The sequence below is a fragment of the Streptomyces coeruleofuscus genome, assembly GCF_039532725.1.
GTDB lineage: Bacteria > Actinomycetota > Actinomycetes > Streptomycetales > Streptomycetaceae > Streptomyces > Streptomyces coeruleofuscus.
The window spans coordinates 395,466-412,568 of record NZ_BAAASE010000007.1 but is presented as its reverse complement, the minus strand read 5'-3'; the positions used below and the strand labels follow the sequence as shown (position 1 = coordinate 412,568).

Annotated in this window: 18 protein-coding genes; 10 read left to right on the top strand and 8 right to left on the bottom strand. The window is 71.6% G+C overall.

The genetic code is table 11. The annotated features are described in order from the left end of the window. Positions 1-48 precede the first annotated feature (48 nt). From cobM to cobC, 4 genes are read left to right on the top strand one after another with little or no spacing between them, the layout of a single operon-like run. Positions 49-867, top strand: coding sequence for a precorrin-4 C(11)-methyltransferase (gene cobM / locus ABFX81_RS28175; protein ID WP_086851476.1), 819 nt, complete (start codon positions 49-51; stop codon positions 865-867). A 49-nt stretch (positions 868-916) separates the two neighbouring features. Further along, the gene (cobJ, locus tag ABFX81_RS28170; RefSeq protein WP_086851478.1) at positions 917-2,599 is read left to right on the top strand and encodes a precorrin-3B C(17)-methyltransferase; all 1,683 of its coding nucleotides are present in this window, start codon (positions 917-919) and stop codon (positions 2,597-2,599) included. A gap of 37 nt (positions 2,600-2,636) precedes the next feature. Continuing rightward, a complete protein-coding gene (locus ABFX81_RS28165; RefSeq protein ID WP_086851480.1) occupies positions 2,637-3,569 on the top strand; it encodes a CbiX/SirB N-terminal domain-containing protein in 933 nt (310 codons plus the stop codon). Next, complete coding sequence (gene cobC, locus ABFX81_RS28160; protein WP_086851482.1) at positions 3,559-4,614, top strand: Rv2231c family histidinol phosphate aminotransferase CobC; 1,056 nt, start codon at positions 3,559-3,561, stop codon at positions 4,612-4,614. The genes ABFX81_RS28165 and cobC overlap by 11 nt, the downstream gene beginning before the upstream one ends. A gap of 99 nt (positions 4,615-4,713) precedes the next feature. On the opposite strand, the gene ABFX81_RS28155 is transcribed toward cobC, so the two are convergent. Genes ABFX81_RS28155 through ABFX81_RS28140 form a run of 4 tightly spaced genes read right to left on the bottom strand, consistent with a single transcriptional unit; the run spans position 4,714 to position 8,293 of the window. Next, positions 4,714-5,805, bottom strand: a complete 1,092-nt coding sequence (locus ABFX81_RS28155) for an amidohydrolase family protein (RefSeq protein ID WP_086851484.1) — start codon at positions 5,803-5,805, stop codon at positions 4,714-4,716. Positions 5,806-5,826: 21 nt separating this feature from the next. After that, positions 5,827-6,618 carry an ATP-binding cassette domain-containing protein gene (locus ABFX81_RS28150; protein WP_086851487.1) on the bottom strand — a complete coding sequence of 264 codons (792 nt, stop codon included), beginning with the start codon at positions 6,616-6,618 and terminating at the stop codon, positions 5,827-5,829. Further along, complete coding sequence (locus ABFX81_RS28145; protein ID WP_086851489.1) at positions 6,615-7,451, bottom strand: ABC transporter permease subunit; 837 nt, start codon at positions 7,449-7,451, stop codon at positions 6,615-6,617. Before ABFX81_RS28145 ends, ABFX81_RS28150 begins: the two co-directional genes overlap by 4 nt. Further along, positions 7,448-8,293, bottom strand: coding sequence for a transporter substrate-binding domain-containing protein (locus ABFX81_RS28140; RefSeq protein WP_086851491.1), 846 nt, complete (start codon positions 8,291-8,293; stop codon positions 7,448-7,450). Before ABFX81_RS28140 ends, ABFX81_RS28145 begins: the two co-directional genes overlap by 4 nt. Before the next feature lie 220 nt (positions 8,294-8,513). Here ABFX81_RS28140 and ABFX81_RS28135 point away from each other — a divergent pair, with 220 nt between their 5' ends. The 6 genes from ABFX81_RS28135 to thpD all read left to right on the top strand — a co-directional run bounded on the left by ABFX81_RS28135 (position 8,514) and on the right by thpD (position 13,730). Continuing rightward, positions 8,514-9,623 carry an aminotransferase class V-fold PLP-dependent enzyme gene (locus ABFX81_RS28135; protein WP_086851493.1) on the top strand — a complete coding sequence of 370 codons (1,110 nt, stop codon included), beginning with the start codon at positions 8,514-8,516 and terminating at the stop codon, positions 9,621-9,623. A gap of 40 nt (positions 9,624-9,663) precedes the next feature. Continuing rightward, the gene (locus ABFX81_RS28130; protein ID WP_086851495.1) at positions 9,664-10,203 is read left to right on the top strand and encodes a mycothiol transferase; all 540 of its coding nucleotides are present in this window, start codon (positions 9,664-9,666) and stop codon (positions 10,201-10,203) included. Positions 10,204-10,541: 338 nt separating this feature from the next. Continuing rightward, the gene (ectA, locus tag ABFX81_RS28125; RefSeq protein WP_059422330.1) at positions 10,542-11,048 is read left to right on the top strand and encodes a diaminobutyrate acetyltransferase; all 507 of its coding nucleotides are present in this window, start codon (positions 10,542-10,544) and stop codon (positions 11,046-11,048) included. Positions 11,049-11,100: 52 nt separating this feature from the next. Then, complete coding sequence (ectB, locus tag ABFX81_RS28120) at positions 11,101-12,372, top strand: diaminobutyrate--2-oxoglutarate transaminase (protein ID WP_086851497.1); 1,272 nt, start codon at positions 11,101-11,103, stop codon at positions 12,370-12,372. A 43-nt stretch (positions 12,373-12,415) separates the two neighbouring features. Next, positions 12,416-12,814: an ectoine synthase gene (locus ABFX81_RS28115; RefSeq protein ID WP_059422332.1), complete on the top strand. Its 399-nt coding sequence runs from the start codon at positions 12,416-12,418 to the stop codon at positions 12,812-12,814. A 16-nt stretch (positions 12,815-12,830) separates the two neighbouring features. Beyond that, positions 12,831-13,730, top strand: a complete 900-nt coding sequence (gene thpD, locus ABFX81_RS28110; protein WP_346138865.1) for an ectoine hydroxylase — start codon at positions 12,831-12,833, stop codon at positions 13,728-13,730. 210 nt (positions 13,731-13,940) lie between these two features. Here thpD and ABFX81_RS28105 read toward each other — a convergent pair whose 3' ends face one another. The 4 genes from ABFX81_RS28105 to ABFX81_RS28090 form a co-directional block, all read right to left on the bottom strand. Beyond that, positions 13,941-14,993, bottom strand: coding sequence for an aminotransferase class V-fold PLP-dependent enzyme (locus tag ABFX81_RS28105; protein WP_346138841.1), 1,053 nt, complete (start codon positions 14,991-14,993; stop codon positions 13,941-13,943). A gap of 95 nt (positions 14,994-15,088) precedes the next feature. Further along, on the bottom strand, positions 15,089-15,802 hold the full coding sequence (locus ABFX81_RS28100) for a DsbA family protein (RefSeq protein ID WP_086851503.1): 714 nt from the start codon (positions 15,800-15,802) through the stop codon (positions 15,089-15,091). A gap of 76 nt (positions 15,803-15,878) precedes the next feature. Continuing rightward, a complete protein-coding gene (locus ABFX81_RS28095; RefSeq protein WP_346138840.1) occupies positions 15,879-16,373 on the bottom strand; it encodes a GNAT family N-acetyltransferase in 495 nt (164 codons plus the stop codon). Positions 16,374-16,418: 45 nt separating this feature from the next. Further along, complete coding sequence (locus ABFX81_RS28090; protein WP_086851508.1) at positions 16,419-17,027, bottom strand: DUF1349 domain-containing protein; 609 nt, start codon at positions 17,025-17,027, stop codon at positions 16,419-16,421. Between the last annotated feature and the right edge of the window lie 76 nt (positions 17,028-17,103).

Sequence of the window (17,103 nt, the reverse complement as noted above, 5' to 3'; positions counted from 1 at the left end):
GTCCGTCACCCCGCCTGTCGGAACCCCCCTGTACGAGAGGACCACTCCATGGCCGACGCCCCCACCGGCAAGGTGACCTTCGTCGGTGCCGGCCCCGGCGCCGCCGACCTGCTGACGTTCCGTGCCGCGCGCGCCATCGCCGAGGCCGACGTGGTGATCTGGGCGGCGAGCCTGGTCCAGGCGGAGGTCCTGCAGCACGCGCGCGAGGACGCGGAGGTCCTCGACTCGGCGGCCATGTCCCTGGAGGACGTCGTGGCCGTGTACCGCCGAGCACGGGAGGAGGGTCTGCGCGTCGCCAGGATCCACTCCGGTGACCCCGCCCTGTGGGGCGGCACCCAGGAGCAGCTCGACCGGTGTGCCGGGATCGGCATCGCGACCGAGGTCGTGCCCGGGGTGTCCGCCTTCTCCGCCGTCGCCGCGCTCGCGGGGCGCGAGCTGACCGTTCCCGAGGTCGCGCAGTCCGTCGTCCTGACGCGGCTCGGCGGTGGCAAGACGCCCATGCCGCCCGGGGAGGAGGTCCGCGAGTTCGCCAAGCACGGCACCACCATGGCGATCTTCCTCTCCGCGGCCCGCAGCGGGCAGCTGGTGCGGGAACTGCTGGAGGGCGGATATCCGACGACGACCCCGGTCGTCGTCGCCTACCAGGCGACCTGGCCCGAGGAGCTGATCGTGAAGTGCACGATCAGCACGCTGGAGGAGACGGTCAAGGAACACAAGCTCTGGAAGCACACGCTGTTCCTGGTCGGCCCGGCGCTCGACGCGCACGGCACGCGCTCGCACCTGTACCACCCGGGTCACTTCCACGGCTACCGCAAGGCCGACCCCGAGGCCCGCAGGGCCCTGCGTGAACGGGGTGCCGGCCGATGATCGTCCGGCCTCCTGTACGTGTCGAGGACCTCGAAGAAGGAGTCGCGCAGTGATCGGCCTCATTTCCGCAACCGCGGCGGGAGCGGCCGCGCGAGACCGGCTGGCCGCCGCCTGGCCGGACCGCACGCGCGTGTACGAGGGTCCCGTCGGGGACGCCGTGCGGGCGGCGTTCGCGCAGTGCGAGCAGCTCGTGTGCTTCCTGGCGACGGGGGCGGTGGTACGGCTGGTGGCTCCGCTGCTGGCCGGCAAGACGGCGGACCCGGGCGTGGTGTGCGTCGACGAGGGCGGCCGGTTCGCGGTGTCCCTGGTGGGCGGGCACGCGGGCGGGGCCAACGAACTCGCCCGGGAGGTCGGGGAGTTGCTGGGCGCCGAGCCGGTCGTGACGACGGCGACGGACGCCGTGGACCTGCCCGGCCTCGACACCCTCGGCCTGCCCGTGGAGGGCGATGTCGCCGGGGTCACCCGGGCGTTGCTGGACGGTGAGGCGGTGGCGCTGCGGGCCGAGGTGGCCTGGCCGCTGCCGCCGCTCCCGGTGGCCGCCGAGGGGTCGTACACGATCCGGCTGACCGACCGGCTCGTCCGGGCGGCCGAGCGCGAGGTGGTGCTGCGCCCGCCGTCGCTGGTCGTCGGGGTCGGGGCGTCGAAGGGTGCCCCCGTCGAGGAGGTGCTCGGACTGGTCGAGGACGTCCTGCGGGAGGCCGGGCTGGCCGCGGCGTCGGTCGCCGAGCTCGCCACCGTCGACGCCAAGGCCGGGGAGCCCGGCCTCGTCGAGGCCGCACGGCGGCTCGGTGTGCCCCTGGTGACGTACCCCGCCGGTGAGTTGGCCGGTGTGGACGTGCCCAATCCGTCCGACGCGCCGCTCGCCGCCGTCGGTACGCCCTCGGTCGCGGAGGCCGCCGCACTGGTGCGCGGGGGCGAACTCCTCGTCCCCAAGCGGAAGTCGGCCGCGAGCCCTGCCATGGCGACCTGTGCCGTCGTACGGCGCCCGGGGCGCGGGCGGCTCGCGGTGGTCGGTCTCGGGCCGGGTGCCCGGGATCTGCTGACCCCGCGTGCGAGGGCGGAACTCCGTCGCGCTGCCGTGCTCGTCGGACTCGACCAGTACGTCGACCAGATCCGCGATCTGCTGCGGCCCGGCACCCGGATCCTGGAGTCGGGTCTCGGGGCCGAGGAGGAGCGGGCGCGCACGGCCGTCGAGGAGGCCCGCCAGGGGCGGGCCGTCGCGCTGATCGGCAGCGGGGACGCGGGCGTGTACGCCATGGCCTCCCCCGCGCTCGCCGAGGCCTCCGACGACATCGACGTGGTCGGCGTGCCCGGCGTGACGGCGGCGCTCGCGGCCGGCGCGATCCTGGGCGCGCCGCTGGGCCACGACCACGTGTCGATCAGCCTGTCCGACCTGCACACGCCGTGGGAGGTCATCGAGCGGCGGGTACGGGCGGCGGCCGAGGCCGACATCGTGGTGACGTTCTACAATCCGCGTTCGCGTGGCCGCGACTGGCAGCTGCCCAAGTCGCTGGGCATCCTCGCCGAGCACCGGGCACCGACGACGCCGGTCGGTGTCGTGCGCAACGCCTCGCGGCCGGACGAGTCCGCCCGGCTCACGACGCTGGCCGCGCTCGATCCGGCGACGGTCGACATGATGACGGTCGTCACCGTGGGCAACACCGCGACCCGGGAGATCGCCGGGCGGATGGTGACGCCGCGCGGCTACCGCTGGCAGGAGGAGCCCGAGTGAACCGCGTCCACCGCCCCACGTCCGCCGAGGAGAACCTGTGACCACCCCGCCCGCCCTGCTCATCGCCGGCCACGGCACCCGTGACGACGCCGGAGCCGAGGCGTTCCGCGACTTCGTGCGGGAGCTGGGGGCCCGCCACCCGGAACTGCCCGTCGCGGGCGGCTTCATCGAACTGTCCCCGCCGCCGCTGGGCGAGGCCGTCGCCGAGCTGGTGGAGCGGGGCGTACGGCGGTTCGCCGCCGTGCCGCTGATGCTGGTGTCCGCCGGGCACGCCAAGGGCGACATCCCGGCGGCGCTGGCCCGCGAGCAGGAGCGGCACCCCGGGATCTCGTACACGTACGGGCGTCCGCTCGGTCCGCACCCGGCGCTGCTGAACGTGCTGGAGCGGCGGCTGGACGAGGCGCTGGGCGGCGCGGCGGGACGCAGGCCGGGTGACCGGGCCGATGTGACGGTGCTGCTGGTGGGGCGCGGCTCGACGGACCCGGACGCCAACGCCGAGGTGCACAAGGCGGCGCGGCTGCTGTGGGAGGGGCGCGGGTACGCGGGGGTCGAGACGGCGTTCGTGTCGCTGGCGGCGCCGGACGTGCCGAGCGGGCTCGACCGGTGCGCGCGGCTGGGCGCCCGCCGGATCGTGGTGCTCCCCTACTTCCTGTTCACCGGCATCCTGCCGGACCGGGTGCGGCTCCAGACCGAGGGCTGGGCGGCGGCGCACCCGGAGGTCGAGGTGCGCTCGGCCGACGTCATCGGGCCGGAGCCGGAGCTGCTGGACCTGGTGTGGGAGCGGTACGCGGAGGCCGTCGAGGGTGATCTGCGGATGAACTGCGACTCGTGCGTGTACCGCGTCGCGCTGCCCGGCTTCGAGGACAAGGTGGGGATGCCGCAGCAGCCGCACTTCCACCCGGACGACGACGGTCACCACCACGGGCACGGCCACGGCCACCAGCACGGGGCGCACTCCCATGCCCACTGACGGCGGCCACGATCTGCGGCACCACGGGGACGCGGAGGTCCGGGACGACGGCGGCTCGCTCGTCGACCTCGCGGTGAACGTCCGCGCGGACACCCCTCCGCCGTGGCTGCGGGAGCACATCGCCGCGTCGCTGGGCGGGCTGGCGGCCTACCCGGACGGGCGGGCCGCGCGCGCGGCGGTGGCGGCGCGGCACGGCCTGCCGGTGGAGCGGGTGCTGCTGACGGCGGGGGCGGCGGAGGCGTTCGTGCTGCTGGCGCGGGCGCTGAAGGTGCGGTGGCCGGTCGTGGTCCACCCGCAGTTCACGGAGCCGGAGGCCGCGCTGCGCGACGCGGGGCACACGGTCGACCGGGTGCTGCTGCGGGAGGAGGACGGCTTCCGGCTGGACCCGGCGGCCGTCCCCGAGGCCGCGGACCTGGTGGTGATCGGCAATCCGACGAACCCGACGTCGGTGTTGCACCCGGCGGAGGTGATCGCCTCCCTCGCCCGGCCCGGGCGGCTGCTGGTGGTGGACGAGGCGTTCATGGACGCGGTGCCGGGCGAGCCGGAGGCCCTGGCGGACCGTGTCGACGTGCCCGGGCTCGTGGTGCTGCGCAGCCTTACCAAGGCGTGGGGGCTGGCCGGGCTGCGGATCGGGTACGTGCTGGCGGCGCCGGAGACCATCGAGGATCTGGAGCGGGCGCAGCCGCTGTGGCCGGTGTCGACGCCGGCGCTGGCGGCGGCACAGGCGTGCGTGGGGCCGCGGGCGGTGGCGGAGGCGGCCCACGCGGCGCACCGCGTCGCCGCGGACCGGGCCCACCTGGTGACGGGCCTCGCCCGCTTCGCCCCGGCCGGGCTGCGGGTGGTCGAGCCCGCGCAGGGCCCGTTCGTCCTGATCCGGCTTCCGCGCGCGGCGACCGTCCGCGGCCGCCTGCGCGACCTCGGCTACGCCGTGCGGCGCGGGGACACCTTCCCCGGCCTGGACGAGGAGTGGCTGCGGCTGGCGGTGCGGGACCGGGGAACGGTGGACGGGTTCCTGCGGGCCCTGGAGCGTGCCCTGGCGGGCTGACGGCTCACCGCCGGGCGGCGTCCCGGCCGTGTGCGTCCCGGTAGGTCCCCGGCCCCGCCATCCCGGCCCGGGACTTCGAGGCCGGCTCCAGCGGCGCGGCTACCCGACCACGCGCCCGTTCAGCACCACCCGGCGCGGTGCCGCCAGCACGCCCACGTCCTTCCGCGGGTCCTCGTCGTAGACGACGAGGTCGGCCGGGGCGCCCTCGTCCAGGCCGGGGCGGCCGAGCCAGGTCCGGGCCGTCCAGGTCCCCGCGGCCAGGGCCTCGACGGGCGGGATGCCCGCGGTGACCAGTTCTGCGACCTCGGCCGCCGCGAGGCCGTGGGCGAGTCCGCCGCCGGCGTCGGTGCCGACGAAGACCGGGATCCCGGCGTCGTAGGCGTTCCGCACGGTGTCGTAGCGGCGTTCGTGGAGCCGGCGCATATGGGCCGACCAGCGCGGGAACCGGGCCTCGCCGCCGTCGGCGAGCTGCGGGAAGGTCGCGATGTTGACCAGCGTCGGGACGATGGCGACGCCCCGTTCGGCGAACAGCGGGACGAGGTCCTCGGTCAGGCCCGTCGCGTGCTCGACGCAGTCGATGCCCGCCTCGACGAGGTCCTGGAGGGAGTCCTCCGAGAAGCAGTGCGCGGTGACCCGGGCGCCCAGCCGGTGCGCCTCGGCGATCGCCGCCTCCACCGCCCCGCGCGGCCAGCAGGCCGACAGGTCGCCGAGGTCGCGGTCGATCCAGTCGCCGACCAGCTTCACCCAGCCGTCGCCCCGCCGCGCCTCCTGGGCGACGTAGGCGACCAGGTCGTCCGGCTCGATCTCCCAAGCGTAGTTGCGGATGTAGCGGCGAGTGCGGGCGATGTGCCGCCCGGCGCGGATGATCTTCGGCAGGTCGTCGCGGTCGTCGATCCAGCGGGTGTCGGAGGGCGAGCCCGCGTCGCGGATCAGCAGCGTGCCCGCGTCCCGGTCGGTCAGCGCCTGCTTCTCGGCGACGTCCCTGGGGACCGCGCCGTGCCGGTCGAGGCCCACGTGGCAGTGCGCGTCGACGAGGCCGGGCAGGGCCCAGCCCCTGACGGTACGGATGTCGCGGGCGCCGGCGGGACGGTCGTAGGAGATCCGGCCGTCGACGACCCACAGCTCGTCGCGGACCTCCTCGGGTCCGACGAGCACCCGTCCCTTCACGTGCAGCACCGTGCGATCGCTCATGTACGGCACCTTAGTGAGCCGCTAGTCGGCCTTGCCCACCTGGTCCGAGGTCTCCTCCTCCACCTCGGCCATGGCGGGGTCGAGGAGGCGGGAGAGGAAGTGGCGGGTGCGGTCGTGGCGCGGGTCGCCGATGACCTGCTCGGGGGTGCCGTCCTCGACGATCACGCCGCCGTCCATGAAGACGACCCGGTCGGCGACCTCGCGGGCGAAGGTCATCTCGTGGGTGACGACCATCATCGTCATGCCCTCGTCGGCGAGCATCCGCATCACCGCGAGGACGTCCCCGACCAGTTCGGGGTCCAGCGCCGAGGTCGGCTCGTCGAACAGCATCACCTCGGGACCCATGGCCAGGGCCCGGGCGATGGCGACGCGCTGCTGCTGGCCGCCGGAGAGGGAGGAGGGGTAGGCGGCCGCCTTCTCGGACAGGCCCACGCGCGCCAGGTTCTCGGCGGCCACCTTCGCGGCCGCCGCCTTGTCGCGGCGCAGCACCCGCCGCTGCGGCAGGGTGAGGTTCTCGGTCACCGTCAGGTGCGGGAACAGGTTGAACTGCTGGAAGACCATGCCGATGCGGCGGCGTGCCGCGTCGATGTCGACGTCCGGGTCGGTCAGTTCCGTACCGCCGACGAACACCTGCCCCTTGGTCGGCTCCTCCAGCAGGTTCACGCAGCGCAGCAGTGTCGACTTGCCGGAGCCGGACGGGCCGATGACGCAGACCACCTCGCCCCGGCCGATCTCCAGGTCGATGCCGCGCAGCACCTCGTTGGCGCCGAACGACTTGTGCAGCGCGCGTACCTCGATCTCGGGTCGGCTCATTTCACGGCCTCCTGGGCCTTCGCCTCCATACGGCGTACGACGAAGCCGAGCGGGATCGTGACCAGCAGGTAGCACAGTCCGGCGACCAGGATCGGCGTGGAGTTGGCGGTCTGGCTGGCCAGGTCGCGGCCGTACTTGGACAGTTCGCGCTCCTCCAGGGTGACGCCGAGGAACAGCACCAGCGAGGAGTCCTTGAACAGCAGCACCAGTTCGTTGGTGAGCGGCGGCAGGATGACGCGGAACGCCTGCGGGATGATGATGGAGACCATGGCCCGCGTGGGCGAGAAGCCGAGCGAACGGGCCGCCTCCATCTGCCCCTTGGGCACGGCCTGGATGCCGGCGCGGATGGTCTCCGCCATGTAGGCGGCGGCCACCAGGCCGAGCGCGAGGGCGACCTTTCCGTACGTGCCGCCGATGATCTCGGTGCCGGGGAAGGCCAGCGGCACGGCGACGCCGATGAAGATGAAGATCAGCAGGGCGGGCAGACCGCGGAAGATCTCGATGTAGATCCCGGCGAGCCAGCGGTACGGGCCCACGGAGGACAGCCGCATCAGCGCGATCACCATGCCGAGGGCCAGCCCCACGGCGAAGCCGGTCACCGTGTAGAGCACGGTGTTCTTCAGCGCCAGCTCGATGACGTCCGGGAACATGCGCTCGGCGATGTCCGCCTGCGCGAACTGGTTCTGGAGCCGGTCCCAGTCGGCCGAGACCGCGAAGACGATCACGGCCGCGACGAAGACGGCGTACTGGACGCCGCGCGAGATGCCGCGCTTCTGCCGCCGGGTGAGGCCCTTCTTCTTCGGCTGGACTTCGGGCGTGGCCGTGTCGGTCATGAGGCGGCGGGCGACGCGGCGGACTCGTCGTACGGGCCGATCCACTGTTCGTACAGCTTCTTGTACGTGCCGTCGGCCTTGGCGTCCTCGATCGCCTTGTTGATCGCGGTGCGGAGCTTGGTGTTGCCCTTCTTCACCGTGAAGCCGTACTGCTCACCGGTGTCGAGGTTGTCGACCACCTCGAAGGCGTCGGCGTTGGCCTTGTCCTTCAGCCAGCCCTGGACGACGGGGTAGTCGATGACGACGGCCTGGACCTGCCCGGTGCGCAGGCCGTTGAGGACGGCGTCGGAGGACTCGAAGGAGACCGGGTCGAGGCCCTTGCTCTTGGCGTAGTCCTCACCGGTCGTCTGTGCCTGGGCGCCGAGCTTCTTGCCCTTGAGGCCGGCGAAGGAGGAGATGCCGCTCTTCTTGTCGACCAGCACGGCCTGGGTGGCGTTGAAGTACGGGTCGGAGAAGTCGACGTTCTTCTTGCGCTCCTCGGTGATGGTCATGCCGGCCGCGGCGAGGTCGCACTCGCCGGAGTTGAGGAACGCGCCGGTCTTGAAGTTCTCGAAGGGTGTGTCGAGGATGTCCTGCTGCACGCCCAGGTCCTTGGCGACCAGGTCGATCAGCGCGACGTCGAAGCCCTGCACCTTGCCGTCGATCTCCGACTGGAACGGCGGATACGGCAGGTGGGTGCAGGTGGTGAGCTTGCCCGCCTTGACGACTTCGACGCCGCCCGCGGCCGTCTTCGAGCCGCTGCCGCCGTCGTCGGTGGAAGTGCAGCCGGCCACGAGCAGCAGCCCGGCCGTCGCGGTGGTGGCGGCCAGGATGCGGGCCCGGTGCCCGGGGTGCGTGTTCACGGCGAGCCTCCTGTGAGTGAACTGTGGGTTCCGATCATAAGGAGAAGTTTGAGTGGCTCAAAACAATCCGATGGCCGCGAGGACGTCGGGCCTGCGAAGTCACCGGTCGTAGCGGGCTGGGGCGCGGTCGTGGCGGGCTGGGGCGCGGCGGTTACGCTCGTTCCCGTTGTTCCCGCGAGTAGTCCCGCGAGTTGTCCCCGCACGTGAAGAGAGTGCCACCGTGACGCATCCGTTTCTGGACCTGGCCCCGCTCGGGGCGGACCGTTTCGCCGCGATCGAGGACCGTGTGGCGCGGCTGCTGAGCACCGAGCAGGACGTCGTGATCATGCAAGGTGAGGCGCTGCTGCCGCTGGAGGGCGCGATCCGTGCCGCGGCCGGTCCGGGCACGACGGCCCTGAACGTCATCACGGGGCCGTACGGGCAGACCTTCGGCGACTGGCTGCGCGACTGCGGGGCGACGGTGGTCGACCTGGCGGTGCCCTTCCACACGGCGGTCACGGCCGAGCAGATCCGGCAGGCCTTCGCCGAGCATCCGGAGATCGACTTCGTGTCCCTGGTGCACGCGGAGGCGGCGACCGGAAACACCAATCCGGTCGCGGAGATCGGCGAGGTGGTGCGCGCGCACGGGGCCCTGTTCTACCTGGACGCGGTGGCGTCGATCGGTGCCGAGCCGGTGCTGCCGGACGCGTGGGGCGTGGATCTGTGCGTGATCGGGGCGCAGAAGGCGATGGGCGGCCCGGCGGGTGTATCGGCCGTGTCGGTGAGCGAGCGGGCCTGGGCCCGGATGGCGGCGAACCCGCGGGCGCCGCGCCGGTCGTATCTGTCGCTGCTCGACTGGAAGGAGCGGTGGATCGACGGCGGCCGCAAGGCGCTGCTGCACGCTCCGGCGCAGCTGGAGATGCTGGCGCTGGAGGCGTGCGTGGAGCGGATCGAGGCGGTGGGCCTGGAGGCGGTCATGGCCCGGCACGCGTCGGCCGCGGCGGCCACGCGGGCCGGGGCGGTCGCGCTCGGTGGCGGGCTGGAGCCGTATGTGTACGAGGCGCGGGACGCGGCGCCCGTCGCCACGACGCTCCGGGCGCCGTCCGGGGTGGTGGCGTCGGAGCTGGTGGCCAGGGCGCTGGAGGCGGATCCGGCGGTGCCGGTCGCCGCCGGCGGGGGTGCTCTGGCCAAGGAGATGATCCGGGTCAACCACTACGGGCCCGATGCGACGCCGGGGGCCGTGCGGGCGAGTCTGGCGGCGCTGGGGGCCGCGCTCTCGGAGGCCGGGCTGTCGATGGACGTGGAGGGGGCGCTGCGGGCGGCCGGGGAGGCGTGGCGGGAAACCCTCTAGAGGGCCCGCCGTTGTCGGTGGCTCGTGCCAAGCTCCCCGCATGACCACCAACACCCCCGCCGAGACCCCCATCACCCTTCCCGACGGCCGTCCCGTCCCGCACCTCACCGGTGACGAGCGGGCCATGCTCGAGAGCTGGCTGGACTTCCACCGGGCCACGCTGGCGCTGAAGTGCGCCGGGCTGGACGACGCGCAGGTGCGGACCGCGTCGGCCGAGCCGTCCACGCTGACGCTGCTCGGGCTGGTGCAGCATCTCGCCGAGGTCGAGCGGAACTGGTTCCAGCGGGTGGCCGTCGGCCTCGATGTGCCGCCGGTGTACGAGGACGGCACCGGCTACACGCTGGACCCGTCGCGGGGGATCGACGAGGCGCTCGGGATCTGGCGGCGGGAGATCGAGCGGGGGCGGGAGCTGTGTGCGGGGCTGCCGCTGGACCACATCGGGCGGGTCGCCGAGGGGCCGGTGCCCGGGATGGAGGTCAGCATGCGCTGGGTGCTGATCCACATGATCGAGGAGTACGCCCGGCACAACGGTCACGCCGATCTCCTGCGGGAACGTATCGACGGAGTGACCGGGGCTTGAATTAAACGTGTTTCCGAGACGGCCCACATGTAAGCTGGCACACAATTAGGAATTGTTTCAAGAACAGCTTCCCGTATTCTTCTGCCCGCTTTTCCTGATCCTAAACCCAAAGATTTTGAGGACACCTGGAGAAGGAATTCGGGCAGATCTCGTGGTGATTACACGGCTGTGACGCGTTACACACCGTGACTGTTTTGCCCGGTATTACCCGGGCAATATCGGGCATACCTCTGCCCTTTTGCGCGAACCCTCGCGCCCGCGCGATAACACAGGCCTGGCTCATACGTAACCCCTGTCGGCGATGCAATTTTGAATTTCCCTGGGTAAGTTCAATTCGCATGACTGCCGTACAAGCAGATCCGCAAATCGACCGCCCAACGGTGGCTGACGGAGCCGCGCTCTGGCGGATGGCGAAGGACTCGAAGGTTCTCGACCTGAACTCGTCCTACAGCTATCTGCTGTGGTGCCGCGACTTCGCGGCCACGTCGGCCGTGGCGCGTGACGAGCACGGCGAGCCGATGGGTTTCATCACCGGGTACGTGCGGCCGGACAGCCCGCACACCCTGCTGGTCTGGCAGGTGGCCGTGGACGAGGCGCACCGCGGGCGCGGGCTGGCCGCCACGCTGCTCGACGGTCTGGTCGCCCGGACCGTCGCCGAGCGCGGGGTGACGACGGTGGAGACCACCATCACCCCGGGCAACACCGCCTCGGAGCGCCTGTTCACGTCGTTCGCCGAGCGTCACGGCGCCCGGCTGGAGCGCGAGGTGCTCTTCGACACGGCCGTGTTCCCCGACGGGCCGCACGACCCCGAGGTCCTGTACCGCATCGGCCCGCTGTCCCACTGACTTCCCGCCGGACTCCCGCAGACTTCCCCCACGTACCGAGGAGCGATTCGTCGTGACCATCACCCAGCCCGACCTGAGTGTCTTCGAGACCGTTGAGTCCGAGGTGCGCAGCTACTGCCGCGGCTGGCCCACCGTCTTCGACCGTGCGGTGGGCAGCCGCATGTACGACGAGGACGGCCATGAGTACCTCGACTTCTTCGCCGGAGCGGGGTCACTGAACTACGGGCACAACAACCCCGTCCTGAAACGCGCCCTGATCGACTACCTGGAGCGGGACGGCGTCACGCACGGGCTCGACATGTCGACCACCGCCAAGCGCACGTTCCTGGAGGCCTTCCAGAACCTGCTGCTGCGGCCGCGCGACCTGCCGTACAAGGTCATGTTCCCCGGCCCGACCGGCACCAACGCCGTGGAGGCCGCGCTGAAGCTGGCGCGGAAGGTGAAGGGGCGCGAGTCGATCGTGTCCTTCACCAACGCCTTCCACGGCATGTCGCTGGGCTCGCTGGCCGTGACCGGCAACGCCTTCAAGCGGGCCGGCGCCGGTATCCCGCTGGTGCACGGCACGCCCATGCCGTTCGACAACTACTTCGACGGCACCGTCGAGGACTTCCTGTGGTTCGAGCGGCTGCTGGAGGACCAGGGCTCCGGCCTGAACAAGCCGGCCGCCGTGATCGTCGAGACCGTGCAGGGCGAGGGCGGCATCAACGTGGCCCGGCCCGAGTGGCTGCGCGCCCTGTCCGAGCTGTGCCAGCGCCAGGACATGCTGCTGATCGTCGACGACATCCAGATGGGCTGCGGCCGTACCGGCGCCTTCTTCTCCTTCGAGGAGGCGGGCATCGTGCCGGACATCGTCACCGTCTCGAAGTCGATCAGCGGCTACGGCATGCCGATGTCGCTGTGCCTGTTCAAGCCGGAGCTCGACGTCTGGGAGCCCGGCGAGCACAACGGCACCTTCCGCGGCAACAACCCCGCGTTCGTGACGGCCACCGCGACCCTGGAGACGTACTGGGCCGACGGTTCGGCGATGGAGAAGCAGACCCGCAAGCGCGGCGAGCAGGTCGAGCAGGCCATGATCTCCATCACCGAGGAGAACCTGGCCGACGTGAAGGAGTACCGGGGCCGCGGCCTGGTGTGGGGCATGGAGTTCCACGACAAGGACCGCGCGGGCAAGGTCGCCAAGCGCGCCTTCGAACTCGGCCTGCTCATCGAGACGTCCGGGCCGGAGAGCGAGGTCGTGAAACTGCTCCCCGCCCTGACCATCACGCCCGAGGAACTGGACGAGGGCCTGTCGACGCTGGCCCGCGCCGTCCGCGAGACCGCCTGACCGAGCAACCGGCACCACCCCATTTAGGAGGCATCGCAGCACCGTGATTGTCCGTTCGTTCAAGGAGATCGAAGGTACCGACCGGCACGTGAAGTCGGCGTCCGGCACGTGGGAGAGCAAACGCATCGTCCTCGCCAAGGAGAAGGTCGGCTTCTCCCTGCACGAGACGATCCTGTACGCGGGTACGGAGACGTCGATGTGGTATGCGAACCACATCGAGGCCGTCGTCTGCGTGGAGGGCGAGGCCGAGCTGACCGACCGCGAGACCGGGAAGTCGTACACCATCACTCCCGGCACCATGTACCTCCTGGACGGGCACGAGAAGCACACGCTGCGGATCAAGAAGGACTTCCGCTGCCTCTGCGTCTTCAATCCGCCCGTGACCGGACGGGAGGACCACGACGAGAACGGCGTCTACCCGCTGCTCACCGAGGAGGTGTGACGTTTCCATGACCGCCATCACCGACACCACCACCGGTATCCCCGACCTGTACCCCAGTCGTGGCGCCACCGAGGTGCTCACCCCGCGCCAGGACCCGGTCGTCTGGGGCGCTCCCGACGCGCCCGGTCCGGTCGCGCCGGCCGACCTGCTGTCCTTCGAGCGTGACGGCTTCCTCGCCATCGACGAGCTCATCGGGGACGACGAGGTCGCCGTCTACCGCAACGAGCTGAACCGGCTGATGAACGACCCGGACATCCGCGCCGACGAGCGGTCGATCGTCGAGCCGAAGTCCCAGGAGATCCGCTCGGTCTTCGAGGTCCACAAGATCAGCGAGGTGTTCGCCAGGCTGGTGCGGGACGAGCGGGTCGTCGGCCGGGCGCGGCAGATCCTCGGCTCTGACGTCTACGTCCACCAGTCGCGGATCAACGTCAAGCCGGGTTTCGGGGCCAGTGGCTTCTACTGGCACTCGGACTTCGAGACGTGGCACGCCGAGGACGGTCTGCCGCGGATGCGCACGGTGTCGGTCTCGATCGCGCTGACCGAGAACTACGACACCAACGGCGGACTCATGATCATGCCGGGGTCGCACAAGACGTTCCTCGGGTGCTCTGGGGCCACGCCGAAGGACAACTACAAGAAGTCGTTGCAGATGCAGGACGCGGGCACGCCGTCGGACGACGCGCTGACCCTGCTGGCCTCGCAGCACGGCATCAAGTTGTTCACGGGCAAGGCCGGTTCGGCGACCTGGTTCGACTGCAACTGCATGCACGGCTCCGGCGACAACATCACGCCGTTCCCGCGCAGCAACGTGTTCATCGTGTTCAACAGCGTGGAGAACACGGCGGTGGAACCGTTCGCGGCGCCGGTGCGGCGACCGGAGTTCATCGGTGCGCGGGACTTCACGCCGGTGCGGTGAACGACCCCCCGGCCGGGGGTCCGGGGGTTGGCCCCCGGAGAACACAGCATCGGTGCGCGGGACTTCACGCCGGTGCGGTGACCACTGGTCGCCGGTGAAGTGACCGCTGCGCGCCGGTGAAGCGACCGCTGGTCGCCGGTGAAGTGACCGGATGACACAGCTGCCGGGTGGGGCCTCCTCGTGTGGGACGGGAGGCCCCGCCCGGTTTTGTCATGCGGCCAGGACCTCCAGCAGACGGTCGACGTCCGCCGGGGTGTTGTAGAGGTGGAACGCCGCCCGCAGGTTCCCCGCCCGGTCGGACACCTGGATGCCCGCGCGGCTCAGCTCTTGCTGCCGGTGGCCGAGCCCCGGCACGGACACGATCGCCGAGCCCGGCGCGGGCACCGGCGCGTGGCCCAGCTCGGCGAGCCCGACGCGGAAGCGGTCCGCGAGGGCGACGTCGTGGGCGTGCACGACGTCGACGCCGATCTCCTCCAGCAGCTCCAGGGAGGCGCGCAGCCCGGCGTAGGTGAAGAGCGAGGGGCTGATGTCGAAGCGCCGTGCGGAGTGGGCGAGTTCCTCGACCGGGCCGTAGCAGCTCTCCCAGGGGACCTCACCGGCGACCCAGCCGGCGAGCAGCGGCGTGAGCCCGCCGAAGTCCTGCGGGGTGACGAAGAACGCGGCCCCGTGCGGCCCGAGCAGCCACTTGAAGCCCACGGCGGCCAGGAAGTCGTCGGCGTCGGCCTCCATCGGCAGCCAGCCGGCCGACTGGGAGGCGTCGACGTAGGTACGGGCGCCGTGCGCCCGGGCCGCCTCGCGCACGGCCGGCAGGTCGGCGAGCCGGCCGTCGGCGGACTGGGCGGTGCTGACCGCGACGAGCGCGGTGCCGGGGCGGACCGACTCGGCGAGCCGCTCCAGGGGAACGGCGCGCACCTTGAGGTCGCCGCGCGCGTGGAAGGGGTTCACCAGGGAGGCGAAGTCGGCCTCCGCAGTGAGGACTTCGGCGCCCGCGGGCAGCGAGGCGGCGATCAGTCCGCCGTACTCGGCGACCGAGGCGCCGGTGGCGACCCGCTCGGCCGGCACGCCGGCCAGCCGGGCGAAGGAAGCGCGGGCGGCCTCGACGTCCTCGTACAGGGGACCCAGGGGTGTGCCCTCCGCGCGCATCCGCACCGCCTGCTGTACGGCGGTGACGGTACGGGCGGGCAGGAGCCCGTTGCTCGCGGTGTTGAGGTAGGTGTGCTTCGGGGCGAACTCGGCACGGACGAGGTTCTCGAAGGTCTCCATGGAACCACTCTGCGTCCCCTGGATCTCCCCGTCCATTGCCGATTTCTGCGTGATGCCGCTAAGAAGCGCTTATAAATGCGCCCCGACCTGCGGTTTCAGCGCTGGGGCACCGCACAGCCGTCCGGGCCGCACGCGTCCGCGTCCCCGCTGTCCACCAGCTTCAGCGGCGAGCGCTCGCCGTACGCCTGGGTCAGGGCCTGGGCGAAGACCTCCGCGGGCTGGGCACCGGAGACGCCGTACTTGCGGTCGAGCACGAAGAACGGCACACCGCTCGCGCCGAGCTGCGCGGCCTCGCGCTCGTCGGCGCGTACCTCGTCGGCGTAGGCCCCGGGGTCGGCGAGCACCGCACGGACGGCCTCCGCGTCCAGCCCGGCGGACACGGCGAGCTCCACCAGCCGCTCGTCGTCGTCGAACACGGAGCGCTCCTCGGCGAAGTTCGCCCGGTACAGCAGGTCGAGCAGCTGCTCCTGGCGCCCCTGCTCCTTGGCGAAGTGGAGCAGGCGGTGCATGTCGAAGGTGCTGCCGTGGTCGCGGCCCCGGGTGCGGTAGTCCAGCCCCTCGGCGGCGGCCTGCGCGCCCAGGTTGTCCTCACCGGCCTCGGCCTGCGCCGGGCTCATCCCGTACTTCCTGGTGAGCATCGTGATCACGGGCTGGATGTCGCCCTTGGCGCGGCCCGGGTCCAGCTCGAAGGAGCGGTGCACCACCTCGACGTCGTCACGGTGCGGGAAGTCCCGCAGCGCCTTCTCGAAGCGGGCTTTGCCCACGTAGCACCAGGGGCAGGCGATGTCGCTCCAGATCTCGACGCGCATGTCTTCGGCTCTCTCCAGCTCGTACGGGGTGCGGAGGCTCCCTCCGCCGAGTTGGTGAACGTTCAAGCAGACGATTTCATTCCGCGGCCAGGGAGAGCCGCATCGTCAGATGGTGATCCCGCGGCTCGGCCGGTTCCGGCACCCACCCCTGCCGCCGGTAGAACCCCTGCGCCCGCGCGTTGTCGACATGCACGTCGAGAACGGCCATCCGCCGGCCGTCGGTCTGCCACTCCTCGACGCACGCCGCGTGCAGGGCGGTGCCGATGCCGCCGCGCCAGTGGTCGGGGTCGACGTGGAACTGGAACAGCTTCACCGTGTCCGCCGGGGCGCCCTCGGGAGTCCGGAAGGAGGCCAGGCCGACGATGCGCCCTGCCTCCACCACGCACAACACCCGCCCCTCCGGCCGCGCGAGGGCGCTCTCCCAGATGGCGAGCCAGTCGGTGCCGTCCTGTGGCAGCCCGTCGGGGTAGTACGTCGCCCGGGCACGCGCGTGCAGCGCGACGACGTCCGCCACCTCGGCGGGCAGGGCGGTACGGATCACTCTCTCCGGAGTCACTCGGTTCATGATCATGCAACGCAGGACGCCCCCGGCCGGGACGTGGTTCCCCGACAGGCCTCAGCTGCCGTCGCGCAGGTCGTTCGGCCAGTGCGGCCTGAACTCGACGTGGTCGTACGTCACCACGCAGCCCTCCCCCATCGGCGACTGGGTCATGAAGCCGATCAGGGCCGCGCCCGTCTCCTTTTCGTCGCCCAGCGTGAAGAGGCGGACGAAGGTCCACCGTTCACCGTCGCGGGAGGCGTGGAAGGCGAAGGCGCGGCCGGTGCGGCTCACCCGTAGCCAGACGGAACTGCCGTCGACGGTGAAGGAGTTGGCGTCGTCGGAGTGGCCCCGGGTGACCACCGTGCAGACGGTGGGCACGTCCGGGGAGTACTCCAGGCAGAGCTTGGCCCAGGCGCGCTCGCCGACATGGACGTAGAGCACCCCGGCGTCGAAGGCCGCGCCGAACCCGACCGTGACCCGGGCGATCAGCTGGAAGTCCCCTTCGGGCGCCCCGAGCAGCCGCGGCGCGTCGGAGGCGGGGTCCAGCCCTTCCCCGGTGGGCGGCACGAACCGGTCCTGCCGAGCCCCGGCCCACCCGGTCAGCACCCCGTCCTCGTAGGACCAATGGGCCTCGGGCCCGTAGGAGCGCAGGGGGAAAGGAAGTTCGGGAAGTTCGAGATCCATTCGGCCAAGTCTTTCAGGTCCGGCCTCCAGAGGCGCGGGACGGTGTCAATGTGCGGCTCCGCCGCGTGGGCGCGAC

Bases quoted from the DNA above. Each gene is read 5' to 3' on its own strand.
- ABFX81_RS28095 (WP_346138840.1), bottom strand. From the start codon at position 16,373: ATGATCATGAACCGAGTGACTCCGGAGAGAGTGATCCGTACCGCCCTG.
- ABFX81_RS28090 (WP_086851508.1), bottom strand. From the start codon at position 17,027: ATGGATCTCGAACTTCCCGAACTTCCTTTCCCCCTGCGCTCCTACGGG.
- ABFX81_RS28150 (WP_086851487.1), bottom strand. From the start codon at position 6,618: ATGAGCCGACCCGAGATCGAGGTACGCGCGCTGCACAAGTCGTTCGGC.
- ABFX81_RS28105 (WP_346138841.1), bottom strand. From the start codon at position 14,993: ATGGAGACCTTCGAGAACCTCGTCCGTGCCGAGTTCGCCCCGAAGCAC.
- ABFX81_RS28130 (WP_086851495.1), top strand. From the start codon at position 9,664: ATGACCACCAACACCCCCGCCGAGACCCCCATCACCCTTCCCGACGGC.
- ABFX81_RS28155 (WP_086851484.1), bottom strand. From the start codon at position 5,805: ATGAGCGATCGCACGGTGCTGCACGTGAAGGGACGGGTGCTCGTCGGA.
- ABFX81_RS28145 (WP_086851489.1), bottom strand. From the start codon at position 7,451: ATGACCGACACGGCCACGCCCGAAGTCCAGCCGAAGAAGAAGGGCCTC.
- cobC (WP_086851482.1), top strand. From the start codon at position 3,559: ATGCCCACTGACGGCGGCCACGATCTGCGGCACCACGGGGACGCGGAG.
- cobM (WP_086851476.1), top strand. From the start codon at position 49: ATGGCCGACGCCCCCACCGGCAAGGTGACCTTCGTCGGTGCCGGCCCC.
- ABFX81_RS28100 (WP_086851503.1), bottom strand. From the start codon at position 15,802: ATGCGCGTCGAGATCTGGAGCGACATCGCCTGCCCCTGGTGCTACGTG.
- ectA (WP_059422330.1), top strand. From the start codon at position 10,542: ATGACTGCCGTACAAGCAGATCCGCAAATCGACCGCCCAACGGTGGCT.